This is a genomic window from Pseudonocardia sp. Cha107L01, from assembly GCF_052566575.1.
The window spans coordinates 2,979,063-2,991,482 of record NZ_CP199579.1 but is presented as its reverse complement, the minus strand read 5'-3'; the positions used below and the strand labels follow the sequence as shown (position 1 = coordinate 2,991,482).

Here is a 12,420-nt window from a genome sequence, read left to right as displayed (position 1 = left end):
ATGCGCCTGCCGCCGGACCTGCCCGACCTACCCGTGCGAGGTGCCCTCGACACGGTCACCGGCGCACTCGCCGAACACGGCACCGCGGTGCTCGTCGCCCCGCCGGGCACCGGGAAGACCACGCTGGTCCCGCTCGCCCTCGGGGCGGAGAACGGCGCCGGCCCAGGGAAGGTCCTCGTCGCCGAGCCGCGCAGGCTCGCCGCGCGCGCCGCGGCCGCCCGGATGGCCGCGCTGCTCGGGGAGCCGGTCGGGGAGACGGTCGGGTACTCGGTGCGGGGTGACTCGAAGACCTCGGCGCGCACCCGGATCGAGGTGGTGACCTCAGGGCTGCTGCTGCGCCGGCTGGCGGGCGACCCCGAGCTCACCGGGGTGGGCGCCGTGCTGCTGGACGAGTGCCACGAACGTCACCTCGACGCCGACCTGCTGCTCGCGCTGCTGCTCGACGCCCGCGCCGGACTGCGCCCGGACCTGCGGCTGCTCGCGACGTCGGCCACCGTCGCCACCGGCCGCCTGGCCGCCGTCCTCGGCTCGTCGCCCGAGCACCCCGCGCCGGTGCTGGAGGTCGCCGCCCGGATGTTCCCGGTGACCGTGGCGCACCTGCCGCCGGCCCGCGGCGAGAAGATCGAGGCGTGCGTGGCCAGGGCCGTCCGCGCGGCGCTCGCCGGGGGCGCCGGTGACGTGCTGGCCTTCCTGCCCGGTGTCGCGGAGATCCGGCGCACCGCCGCCGCCCTGTCCGGGGTGGACGCCGACGTGCTGGCACTGCACGGGCGGCTGCCCAGCGGCGAGCAGGACGCGGCGCTGCGGCCGGGCCCCCGGCGGCGGGTGGTGCTCTCCACCGCCGTGGCCGAGTCGAGCCTGACGGTGCCCGGGGTGCGCGCCGTGGTGGACGCCGGGCTGGCCCGGATGCCCCGGGTGGACCACCGCCGGGGGCTCGCGGGGCTGGTCACGGTGCGGGTGTCCACGGCGGTCGCCGAGCAGCGGGCGGGCCGGGCCGGGCGGGAGGCGCCGGGGCGGGTGTACCGCTGCTGGCCGGAGAGCGAGCTGCTCCCCCGCTACCCGGAGCCCGAGATCCGTACCGCCGACCTGACCCGGCTGGCGCTCGACCTGGCCTGCTGGGGTACCCCCGACGGCGCTGGTCTGCGCTGGTGGGACGCGCCGCCGGAGGGGCCGCTGCGGGCCGGCCAGGAGGTGCTGCGGGCGCTCGGTGCGATCAACGACGCCGGTGGCGCGACCGACCGGGGGCTGCGGATGGCCGGCCTCGGCCTGCACCCCCGGCTGGCCAGGGCGCTGCTCGACGGCTCGGCGCTGGTCGGGTCCCGGGCGGCGGCCGAGGTGGTGGCGCTGCTGGACGACGACACGCTCGCGGCCGGTGTCGAGGTCGACGTCGAGCTGGGGCGGCTGCGGTCCGGGGCGGCGCCGGGTGCGGGTCGGTGGCGGGGCGAGGTCTCCCGGTTGGCCGGCCTGCTGCGCTCCGGTGGGGCACGCGGCGGCGCGGCGCGGACCGGTGACAGGGCACGCGGCGGCGCACCGGGCGGGCCGGCGGACGGCGGCGCACGGGCTCCCGAGGGGGTTCGGGGGGCCGGTGCGCTCGTGGTGGCGCTGGCCTACCCGGAACGGCTGGCGCGGCGCCGGGCGGCCGGTTCGCCGCTCTACCTGATGGCCGGCGGCACCGGGGTCGAGCTCCCGGCCGGCAGCCCGCTCGGGGCGGCGGAGTGGATCGCGGTGGCGGTGGCGGACCGGACGCCCGGCGCGGAGAACGCCCGGGCCCGCCTCGCCGCCGCGGCCGACCAGGAGCTGGCCGAGCTGGCCGCCCCGGCACTGTTGCACGAGGGCGACGAGGTGCGCTGGCAGGCGAGCGGCCGGACCGGTGGGGACGTCGTCGCCCGGCACGTGCGGCGACTGGGCGCGATCGTGCTCGCCGAGCGCCGGCTCACCTCCCCGGACCGGGCGGCCCTGCGCGAGGCGCTGCTCGACGGCCTGCGCACGGAGGGCACCGGGCTGCTGCGCTGGACCGACGGTGCCCGCCGGCTCGCCGACCGGCTGGCCACCCTGCACCGGGTGCTCGGCCCGCCGTGGCCGGACGTGTCCGGCGAGGCGCTGCTGGCCGATCCCGACCGCTGGTGGTCCGGCCCGTTCAACACCGCCCGCACCCGGGCCGACCTGGCGCGCATCGACGCCGGGCCGGTACTGCGCGCGATGCTCGACTGGAAACAGGCCGCGGCCCTGGACGAGCTGGCGCCCGAGCGGATGGCGGTACCCACCGGCTCCCGGATCGCGCTCGACTACTCCGGCGACCAGCCGGTCCTCGCCGTCAAGGTCCAGGAGGTGTTCGGCTGGACGGCCACCCCGACGGTCGCGGCCGGCCGGCTGCCGGTGGTGCTGCACCTGCTCTCTCCGGCGGGGCGCCCGGCCGCCGTCACCGCCGACCTCGCGTCATTCTGGGTCAGCGGCTATCCCCAGGTGCGCGCCGAGCTTCGCGGCCGCTACCCGAAACACGACTGGCCCGAGGACCCGATGGCCGCGGTCCCCTCCCGAGGAAGGCCCAGCCGCCCCAACCCGCGCCGGCGCTGAACGACTCGGCTCAGCCGAGCCCGTTCTGGCTCAGCCAGGCCTTGGCCACGGTGCTCGAGTCGGGCTTGTCCGGGGCGTTGAGCTGGCGGTTGAGGTCGACGAGGGCCGCCGTGGTCAACTTCGCCGAGATCGCGTTCAGGATCTGCTTGACCTGGTCGCTCGCCTTCGCCGAATTGATCAGCGGCACCACGTTCTGGGCCGCGAAGTTGTTCTTCGGGTCCTCCAGCGCGACCAGGTTGTTCTCCTCGATGGCCGGGTTCGTGGTGAAGATGTCAGCTGCCTGCACGGTGTTGTCCGTGACGGCCTTGACGGTCACCGGGCCGGTGTCCAGCGACAGGTAGGACTTGAACGCGCAGTTGTAGGTCTTCTTGATACCGGGGATGCCGTCCGGGCGCGTCTCGAACTCCGACGGCCCGCCGAACACCAGCTCGCCGCAGTGCGGTGCCAGGTCGGCGATCGTCTTCGCCTTGTAGCGGTCCGCGACGGCCTTGGACACCACCACGGCGTCCTTGTCCTCGGCCGCGGAGCGGTCCAGCACGGTCAGCGGAGCCGGCACGGTCTTCTTCAACGCCGCGTAGACCTCGTCGGCGGAGGACTCCGTCGCCTGCGGGTTCAGGTACTGCAGCAGAGTCCCGGTGTACTCCGGGATCAGGTCGATCGAGCCGTCCTTCAGCGCCGGGATGTAGGTCTCCCGGCTGCCCAGCGGCGGCGTCTGGTCGACCTTGACGCCCTTGGCCTGCAGCGCGTCGGCGTAGATCGTGGCCAGCAGGGTGCTCTCGGAGAAGTTCGCGGAGCCGATCTTGATGGTGTCGCCGGGCGCCGGTGCCCCGGCGGACGGGCCGTTGTCCAACGGCCCGGAGCCGCCACCACCGCAGGCCGCGAGAGTCAGCGTCGCGGCGGCGGCGGTGAGGGTCAACAGGGTGCGTCTCATCAGGTCACTCCGGCCATGTCGGGGGTTGGTCGGTCCGGCGCGGCGGCACGCGGCGGCTCGTTCTTGGGATCGGTCGGCGGGCGGGTGCGGGTGCTGACGGCGCGCAGACCCGGCGACACGACCGCGTGTTGCACGGCGGCCAGCACACCCTCGACCACCAGGGCCAGCACCGCGACGAGGACCGCGCCGGCGGCCATCTCGACGTAGATGTGCCGGTGCAGCCCGTCGATCAGGTAGCGACCCAGCCCGCCGTAGCCGACGTACGCCGCGATCGCGGTGGTGGCGATGACCTGCAGCGTGGCGGCTCGCAGCCCGCCGAGCAGCAGCGGCAGCGAGTTCGGCAGCTCCACCTGCAGGAGCACCTCCCGCTCGCGCATGCCGACACCGCGCGCCGCGTCGACCACCGCGCTGTCCACGTTGCTGACCCCGGCGTAGGTGCCGGCGAGCAGCGGTGGGATGGCCAGCACCAGCAGCGCGACCATCACCGGGATCAGGTGCACGCCGGCCAGCAGCACCAGCAGGATGAGCAGACCGAAGTCCGGGAGCGAGCGCAGCCAGTTGGCCAGGCCCACGATGAGGAAGCCGCCGCGCCCGGTGTGACCGACCAGGGCACCGATCGGCACCGCGATCACCACAGCGAGGACCAGTGCCAGTGCGCTGTAGTAGAGCTGTTCCAGGACGCGCACCGGGATGCCGTCCGGCCCGGACCAGTGCGCCGGGTCGGTGAACCAGCCGATGATGTTCATGCGGTCCTCCCGGCGCGGGGGCCGACCCGGCTCCACGGGGTCGCGTACCGGCCGAGACCGACCAGCAGCGCGTCGGCGACCAGTGCCAGCAGCATGGACAGCACGATGCCGGTGATGATCTCGGTCGGGAAGCTGCGGTCGAAACCGTCGGTGAACAGCTGGCCGAGGCCACCCACGCCGATGGCCGCGCCCACGCTGACCAGGCTGATGTTGGACACCGTTGCCACCCGCAGACCGGCGATGAGCACCGGCACCGCGAGGGGGAACTCCACCGCTACGAAGCGGCGCGTCGGCCGGAAGCCCATCGCGGTGGCGGCGGCCACCACCATGGCGGGCACGGCGGCGAGCGCGTCAGCGACCGAGCGGACCAGCAGCGCGACCGTGTAGATCGCCAGCGCGACGACCACGTTGATCGGGTCCAGGATGCGGGTGCCGAGAATGACCGGCAGCACGATGAACAACACGAGCGACGGGACGGTGTACAGCACGCCGGCAGACGGGATGAGTACCGCGCGGGCGACCCTCGACCGGCTCGCCAACCAGCCCAGTGGAACCGCGAGCACCAGCCCGATGAGCACCGGCACCAGCGAGAGGATCAGGTGCTCGCCCAACAGGCCGAGGATCAAGGACCCGTTTCGCGGGATCCAGGCCCAGATCACGCGGCGTCCTCGCCGTCCCGGGCCGCGGCCAGCGCGCTGAGCACGTCGTCGGCGGTGACCGAGCCGACCACCGCGCCGGCGGCGTCCACGGCGACACCGAGGCCGGACGGCGAGCTCAGCGCCGCGTCCAGCGCGCCGCGCAGCGTGTCCGACTCGGTGCTGTACAGCGAGCCGCCGGCGACCAGGCCGTCGGCGCTGATCGGGCCGTCGCCGGCGGGCAGGTCGGCGACGCGCAGCCAGCCCTGCGGGCGCTTGGCGGCGTCCAGCACCAGCGCCCAGCCGTGGCCCACCTCGGCCCGGACGGCGGCGCTGGAGCTGCCGACCGCCACGGTGTGCAGCTCGCCGACCGGCAGCCCGTCACCGGACCGGAAGCCCAGCCCCCGGTAGCCCCGGTCGCGGCCCACGAAGTTGTCCACGAAGTCGTCCGCCGGGCGGGCCAGCAGCGCACCCGGCTCGTCGTACTGGGCCAGGATGCCGCCGACCCGGAACACCGCGACCTTGTCGCCGAGCTTGATCGCCTCGTCGATGTCGTGGGTGACGAACACGATCGTCTTGCCCAGCTCGGCCTGCAGCCGCAGCAGCTCGTCCTGCAGGCTCTCCCTGACCACCGGGTCGACCGCGCTGAACGGCTCGTCCATCAGCAGAACCGGCGGGTCGGCGGCCAGCGCACGGGCCACCCCGACCCGCTGCTGCTGCCCGCCGGAGAGCTGCGAGGGGTAGCGCTTGGCCATCTCCGGCGCGAGCCCGACCAGCTCCATCAGCTCGGCGGCGCGGTCCCTGGCCCGCTTCTTGTCCCAGCCGAGCAGCACCGGGACGGTGGCCACGTTGTCCAGGATCGTCCGGTGCGGGAAGAGCCCGGCCTGCTGGATCACGTAGCCGATACCCCGGCGCAGCTGCGCCGGGTCGCCGGCCATGATGTCGTCGCCGTGCACCAGGATGGTGCCCGAGGTCGGCTCGATCATGCGGTTGATCATCCGCAGTGAGGTCGTCTTGCCGCAGCCGGACGGGCCGACGAACACCGTGATGCCACCCGACTCCACCTGCAGGTCCAGGTTGTCGACCGCGACGGTGCCGTCAGGAAAGCGCTTGGTCACTCCCCGGAACTCGATCACCCGGACGCCCCCAGTGCTCGCCGACAGCGCCTTGCCGGCCGCCGGGATGCCACAGGCTAACCCGATCGAGTCAGCAGGGCGAGTACCGCGCGGGGCACACCTGGGTCGCGATCGGTTGATCACTCACCGGGTCGGCCGGACGGCCTGCCCAGCGGGTCCGCACCCATCCCGAAGCCCAGGCCATCGGCCGGATCGGTGTTCGCGGACGGCTCCGGCCGCTCGCTCTCGTCGGCCTCCACCCGGGCCAGCAGGCTGGCCAGCAGGTCGGCGATCGGCGTGGCGAAGGCATCCGGGGTCGTGTCGAACCCGCCCAGCGGCCCCGGGCTCGCCGGTGCGGAGCCGACCGGGCCCGCACCGGGCGCCATCGAACCGGGCCCAGCCGAACCGGGCCCCGTGGACGCCGGCGCCTGCGCCGTGCTCACCGGGGGCGAGTCCGCCGTGCCGAGCCGCGAGGCCCGGACCGACTCGGTGGGCAGAGCCATGGTGGCCAGACCGTCCGGTGCCGGCGTGGGTTGGCCCGCCGGGACCGGCAGCGGCGGCCCGACCAGCATCGCGCGGAACGCGGTCGGCTCCATCGCCTTGGCGAACAGCCAGCCCTGGTAGGCGTCCACCCCGAGGCCGCGCAGCGCGTGGAACTGGTCGGCGGTCTCCACACCCTCGGCGACGCAGTACCGGCCCATCGCGGCCGCCATCTGCACGACGGCCCTGGCCACCGCGAAGTCGGCCGGGTCGGAGCTGATGCCCTGCACGAACGTGCGGTCCACCTTGACGATCTGCGCCGGCAGTTCCTTGATCCGGGACAGCGAGGAGTAGCCGGTGCCGAAGTCGTCCACCGCGAACCGGACACCCCGCCCGGCCAGTTCGCTCATCGCGGCCAGGGTGCGTTGCGGCAGCGCGACCAGGCTGGTCTCCACCAGCTCGAGCACCAGCCGGTCACCGGCAAGGCCACTGCTGGCCAGCGCGGCGCGCACGGTCGGTACGAAGTCCGGGTCACCCGGCAGCAGGCCGGCCAGGTTGACCGCCACACCCACCGGGCGGCGCTGGTGCACCGGCCAGGTCGCCGCCTCCGTGGTGGCGGTGCGCAGCACCCAGTGGTCCAGCTCGCGCATCAACCCGCCGCGCTCGGCCACCGGGATGAAGTCGCCGGGGAAGAGCATGCCGCGCTCCGGGTGCGGCCACCGGACCAGTGCCTCCGCCGAGCGGACCGCGCCGTCCGGGCCGACCACCGGCTGGTAGTGCAGCACCAGCTGGTCGTTGAGGATCGCCTCACGCAGCTCGTCCTCCAGCCGCAGCTGGTGGTTCGCCTTGGTCGCGGTGTCGGCGGTGACGAAGCCGAGCTGGCCGGAGCCGCGCTCCTTGGCGTCGTACATCGCGGCGTCGGCGAACCGCAGCAGGTCCTCCGCGCTGCTCACCCCGCCGAGACCGTCGCCGTCCGCCGGGGTGGCCACGCCGATCGCGGCGGACACCCGCACCGGCTGGCCGTCCACCTCGACCGGGCCGCGCAGCACGGCGGCCACCGACTCGGCCAGCCTGGGCACCCCGCCGACCGCGGCCACGTCGTCGCAGACCACCACGAACTCGTCGCCGGACAGCCGGGCCGGCGAGCACCCGATGGGCAGCTCGCGCTGCAGCCGGGCCGCCAGCATGATCAGGACCTGGTCGCCGGCGGCGTGCCCGAGCGCCGTGTTGACCCGCTTGAAGTCGTCCAGGTCGCAGCACAGCACGGCCAGCTTGTTGCGGTCCGGGCCGGCCAGCAGGCGCCCGATCCGCGCGGTCACCGAGGACCGGTTGGGCAGTCGGGTCAGCTCGTCGTGGGTACCGGCGATGCGCAGCACGTCCGCCGCCCGGCGCCGTTCCGAGATGTCGGTGAACATCACCAGCCAGAACGGCCGGCCGTCGTCACCGATGGACACGGTGACCGAGAGCTCGCACCACACCGAGGTGCCGTCGGCGCGCCGGATGGCGTACTGCGGCACCCGGTAGCCGTTCTGGGCGCCGGGGCGGACCACCCGCAGGAAGGCCAGCTCGGGGCTGCCGGACGGGCCTACCGCCGGGTCCACCGACAGGCCACGGGCGGACACCCCGCGCAGCTTCTCCCCGGAGATGCCGAGCAGCGAGCAGAGCGCGCCGTTGGCGTCGACCAGGAGACCGGAGCGGTTGAACACGCCGACCCCGACCGGCGAGATGGACACCAGGTCCAGGTAGCGCTGGGTGGCCCGGCCCATCCGCTGCTCAGCCTCGCGCAGGTCGGTGACGTCCTGCACGGTGCCGACCAGCCGGATCGGCGATCCCTCGGCATTGCGCTCCACGCTGGCCCGGCAGCTGAGCACCCGCTCGGCCGGCGGCGCGGTGCGGTGCTCGACGTGGTGGGTGTCGCCGCGGGGCACCTTGGTGCCCTCGCCGGCGGCCCGCTGGGTCTTGTCCCGCAGCGTGGCGCACAGCAGCGCGACCTGCTCCAGCTCGATCGGGCCGCTGGGCTGGGCGTCCGGTGCGATGCCGACCTCGCGGTACAGGTCGAGCAGCGCCGGCCCCCGGTGCAGCGAACCGGTGCGCAGGTCGTAGCTCCAGTTGCCGACCCTGGCCAGCTTGCGCAGCTCGGCGAGCTGCCGCTCGTGGTCGTCGCGGCTGGTGACCGGCGGCGCCGCGTCGGTGGTGTCCACCAACATGACGGCGCGCAGTCCACCCAGCGCGCCGAGCTCCGGCAGCACCCAGCGGACCACCCGGACCCTGGCCAGCGCGCCGTCCGGGCGGACCAGGCGGGCGTCATTGTCCGGGCCGACCACCAGCTGGGCCAGCGGACGCCCGAGGATTCCGTCGGCGGCGGCCGGCTGGCGGGGGTCCCGGCCGGCCATCCGCAGCAGGGCCGCGTTGACCCGCAGCACCCGGTCCGAGCCGTCGCACAGCAGCGTGGGGGCGGAGGGCAGGGGCAGCGACTCGATCCCGGCCGCGGGGTTGCCCGGCCGCGCCGGACCGGACTCCGACGGCCCGGTACCGCCCGAGGCCGGTCCGGAAGCGCCGGGTCCTGAAGCGCCGGGTCCTGAAGTGCCGAGTCCTGAAGTGCCGAGTCCTGAAGTGCCGAGTCCTGAAGTGCCGAGTCCTGAAGTGCCGAGTCCCGAGCCGACGCCGGGCGTGCCGGCGGTCCCGCCCACTCCGACCGATCCGAAGGTCCCGCTCAGACCCGCCGGCGAGTCCGGCACCGAGGACCGCCACGGGCCCGCGATCGCGTTCGGCAGCGAGTCGGCGACCTGGCTCGGCACCAGCCCGGAGTGGCTTCCCTCGAACCGGCGGCCGGCCATCGGTGCCAGCCTCGCCGAGCTACCCCGTCCCGCCGGCCCGACGCCCCGACGGGGATCGAGCCACTGTCCGAGGTCGGTCACCCGCAGTCCCCTCACGATCCGAATTCACGCCGCCGTGGGCGTTGTCATGCGGACCAACGAGCGATCCGCGAAGACGATCCGGCATTGTCACCCTTGTGGGGGACTATCAATTAGCCGCATCCCGTCACCCTCCAACACGAAGGGTCACATTCTGTGAGGCTCTTCGGAAAAGCCCAGGTAGAAGGCTTTCGGGCAACTACCGTAAGTGATAATCGGCAACTCTCACCAGTCACATCGGCACCACCCGAATGCCAGCCCACCGCTGCGCTGCACCGCCCAGAGTGGCCGATCAGGGGCCTCACCGGCAAGAAAAATGATGGCCCCGCCGGCGACGGGTCGCGGCGGGGCCATCTCTGGTGACTGTCTGTGTCCTGTTGTCCGCCCAAGTGACGGTTGGCCTAACCGACTGGTCCGATCAGGCGGCACCGCCCTCGGGATCGCCGGTCGGCGGGGCGCCTACTCGCCGGCCGCCTGAGCCACCGCGCTGGCCACCGTAGCGGCAACCCTCGGGTCGAACGGGCTGGGCACGATCCGGTCCGCCGCGAGGTCGTCGCTGGCCACCGCGAAGATCGCATCGGCGGCGGCGAGCTTCATCCGCTCGGTGATCCGGGTCGCGCCCGCGTCCAGGGCGCCCCGGAACACTCCGGGGAAGGCCAGCACGTTGTTGATCTGGTTCGGGAAGTCGCTGCGCCCGGTGGCCACGATCGGCGCGTACCGGGCGGCCACCTCGGGGTGCACCTCCGGGTCCGGGTTGGACAGCGCGAAGACCATCGGTTCCGGTGCCATCGTGGCCAGCAGCCGCTCCGGCAGGGTGGCGCAGGACAGCCCGATGAACACGTCCGCCCCGGCCAGCGCCTCGGTCACGTCGCCGGCCAGCCGGCGCGGGTTGGTGCGGTCCGCCAGGTCGGCCTTGACCGGGTTCATGCCGGCCCGCCCCGGCACCAGGATGCCCTTCGAGTCGAGCACCGTCACGTCGGCGACGCCCGCCGCCATCAGGATCTCCGCGCAGGCCACCCCGGCCGCGCCGGCGCCGGTGATGACCACCTTGAGCGGCTCCAGCCGGCGGGTCTGGACGGCGCAGGCGCCGCGCAGTGCGGCCAGCACCACGATCGCGGTGCCGTGCTGGTCGTCGTGCATGACCGGGCAGTCCAGCGCCTCGATGAGCCGTCGCTCCAGCTCGAAGCAGCGCGGCGCGGAGATGTCCTCCAGGTTGACCGCGCCGAAGCTGGGCCGCAGCCGGACGAGGGTCTGCACGATCTCGTCGACATCGGTGGTGTCCAGCACGAGCGGGATCGAGTTCAGCCCGCCGAATGTCTTGAACAGCGCCGCCTTGCCCTCCATGACCGGCAGCGCGGCGCGGGGGCCGATGTCGCCGAGCCCCAGCACGGCGGTGCCGTCGCTGACCACCGCGACCAGCCGGTCCGCCCAGGTGTAGTTCGCGGTGAGCTTCGAGTCGGCGGCGATCACCCGGCTGACCTCGGCCACCCCGGGGCTGTAGGCGATGGAAAGGTCGCGGGCGCCACCCAGCGGAACCGACGGCGTGATGTTGAGCTTGCCGCCGTGGTGGGCGGTCAGAATCTCGTCCCGACAGAGCTCCTGATCGGCGTTCCCGCTCGAATCGGCCCTGGTCAACGTCATGCGCTCAGGCACGATGGTCACAACTATCCCCTTAAGAACCGGTGCGTTCGTGAGTTCGGGCGTCGACCGGGAAGGGTCGCCGGCCCGAGCCGTGCACCGGTGTTCGCGGAGGTGTCGCTACTGCCACGGTGCCCGACAGCGCCCCGAGAACACCGCGGGATGGCGCGGCAACCGGCGGGGCGCGTGTGTCAGGTAGATGTCCAGTGTGTCATCTCCGGCGTCAGATGTCTGCCCACCCCCAACGCAAATCACACGAGGTGATCGTCTCGACCCCTGATCAGATGGGCCCGATCTCGGTAGCGTGTCGACCGTGCAGAGCAAAGAATTGTCCATCGCGGGCGCCTGGGTGTTCGAGCCGTCCCGGTTCGACGACGATCGCGGCCTGTTCGTGGCGCCGTACCAGGAGGCCGCGTTCACCGAGGCGGTCGGCTCGCCGATGCGGGTGGCGCAGTCCAACCACAGCGTGTCGCGGCGCGGCGTGATCCGCGGCGTGCACTTCGCCGACGTGCCACCTGGCCAGGCCAAATACGTGTACTGCCCGAGCGGCGCACTGCTCGACGTCGTGGTCGACCTGCGGGTCGGCTCGCCGACCTTCGGCGCGCACGAGGCGGTCGTGCTGGACTCGACGTCGTACCGGGCGGTGTACCTGTCGGAGGGGCTCGGGCACGCGTTCTGCGCGCTGGCCGACAACACGGTGGCCAGCTATCTGTGCTCCACCGCGTACGCGCCGGCCATCGAGCGCACCGTGGCCGCGATGGACCCCGCGCTCGGCCTGCCCTGGCCGGCCGAGATCACCCCGATCCTGTCCGAGCGGGACGCGGCGGCGCCGAGCCTGGCCGAGGCCGCCGAGGCCGGCCTGCTCCCCCGGTACGCCGGCTAGACCTAGAGCGCGTCTCCGTCCACGACCGGCTTGCGGGCTAGGCGCCCCGGCCGGGGCCACAGCCGGAACCGGACCACGCCGAGCACCGCCGCCGGCCCGAGCTCGCGGGAGTCGGTGCTGCCGAACGGGTTGTCCCCGCGCACCCGCCAGTACGGGCCGTCCCCCGCACCGACGGTCCCGCCGCCGTGCGGGCCGTCCCCGGCACCGGCGGTCCCGCCGCCGTCCGGGCGGCCCGCCCGCTTGACCGAGAGCTGACCGGGCCGGGCCGGCCAGCGCACCAACACCACGTCACCGGGCCGGGGCCGGACCCCGAGGGTGACCAGCACCACATCACCGTCGGTCAGCGCGGGCGACATCGAGGGCCCCCGCACCGCCACTCGCCGCCAGCGCATCCACACCCGCCTCACACCCGTCCACAGCTCCCGCGCGAACCTGCCGGCCGCGCGGTCGCGGAGTAGTGTCGCCGGAGTCGGAACGATCACCAAGCACAACATTAGGGAGCAACA

Annotated in this window: 9 protein-coding genes; 2 read left to right on the top strand and 7 right to left on the bottom strand. The window is 73.8% G+C overall.

Going from position 1 to position 12,420, the window contains the following annotated elements; translation table 11 throughout:
* Entirely contained in the window at positions 1 to 2,571 is a 2,571-nt protein-coding gene (gene hrpB / locus ACTXG6_RS14185) for an ATP-dependent helicase HrpB (protein ID WP_445188260.1), read from the top strand.
* 10 nt (positions 2,572 to 2,581) lie between these two features.
* On the opposite strand, the gene ACTXG6_RS14180 is transcribed toward hrpB, so the two are convergent.
* From ACTXG6_RS14180 to ACTXG6_RS14155, 6 genes are all read right to left on the bottom strand, one after another.
* Positions 2,582 to 3,502: an ABC transporter substrate-binding protein gene (locus ACTXG6_RS14180; protein WP_445188259.1), complete on the bottom strand. Its 921-nt coding sequence runs from the start codon at positions 3,500 to 3,502 to the stop codon at positions 2,582 to 2,584.
* On the bottom strand, positions 3,502 to 4,248 hold the full coding sequence (locus tag ACTXG6_RS14175) for an ABC transporter permease (RefSeq protein ID WP_445188258.1): 747 nt from the start codon (positions 4,246 to 4,248) through the stop codon (positions 3,502 to 3,504). The genes ACTXG6_RS14180 and ACTXG6_RS14175 overlap by 1 nt, the downstream gene beginning before the upstream one ends.
* Positions 4,245 to 4,907 carry an ABC transporter permease gene (locus tag ACTXG6_RS14170; protein ID WP_445188257.1) on the bottom strand — a complete coding sequence of 221 codons (663 nt, stop codon included), beginning with the start codon at positions 4,905 to 4,907 and terminating at the stop codon, positions 4,245 to 4,247. Before ACTXG6_RS14170 ends, ACTXG6_RS14175 begins: the two co-directional genes overlap by 4 nt.
* Positions 4,904 to 6,019 carry an ABC transporter ATP-binding protein gene (locus ACTXG6_RS14165; RefSeq protein WP_445188256.1) on the bottom strand — a complete coding sequence of 372 codons (1,116 nt, stop codon included), beginning with the start codon at positions 6,017 to 6,019 and terminating at the stop codon, positions 4,904 to 4,906. The genes ACTXG6_RS14170 and ACTXG6_RS14165 overlap by 4 nt, the downstream gene beginning before the upstream one ends.
* Before the next feature lie 119 nt (positions 6,020 to 6,138).
* Positions 6,139 to 9,315, bottom strand: coding sequence for an EAL domain-containing protein (locus tag ACTXG6_RS14160; protein ID WP_445188255.1), 3,177 nt, complete (start codon positions 9,313 to 9,315; stop codon positions 6,139 to 6,141).
* Between the two features lie 537 nt (positions 9,316 to 9,852).
* Positions 9,853 to 11,034 carry an NAD(P)-dependent malic enzyme gene (locus ACTXG6_RS14155; RefSeq protein ID WP_445190000.1) on the bottom strand — a complete coding sequence of 394 codons (1,182 nt, stop codon included), beginning with the start codon at positions 11,032 to 11,034 and terminating at the stop codon, positions 9,853 to 9,855.
* Positions 11,035 to 11,344: 310 nt separating this feature from the next.
* On the opposite strand from ACTXG6_RS14155, the gene ACTXG6_RS14150 reads away from it, so the two are divergent.
* A complete protein-coding gene (locus ACTXG6_RS14150) occupies positions 11,345 to 11,914 on the top strand; it encodes a dTDP-4-dehydrorhamnose 3,5-epimerase family protein (RefSeq protein ID WP_445188254.1) in 570 nt (189 codons plus the stop codon).
* A 2-nt stretch (positions 11,915 to 11,916) separates the two neighbouring features.
* Here the strand turns inward: ACTXG6_RS14150 and ACTXG6_RS14145 are convergent, their stop codons facing one another.
* On the bottom strand, positions 11,917 to 12,396 hold the full coding sequence (locus tag ACTXG6_RS14145) for a S26 family signal peptidase (RefSeq protein WP_445188253.1): 480 nt from the start codon (positions 12,394 to 12,396) through the stop codon (positions 11,917 to 11,919).
* Positions 12,397 to 12,420 lie beyond the last annotated feature (24 nt).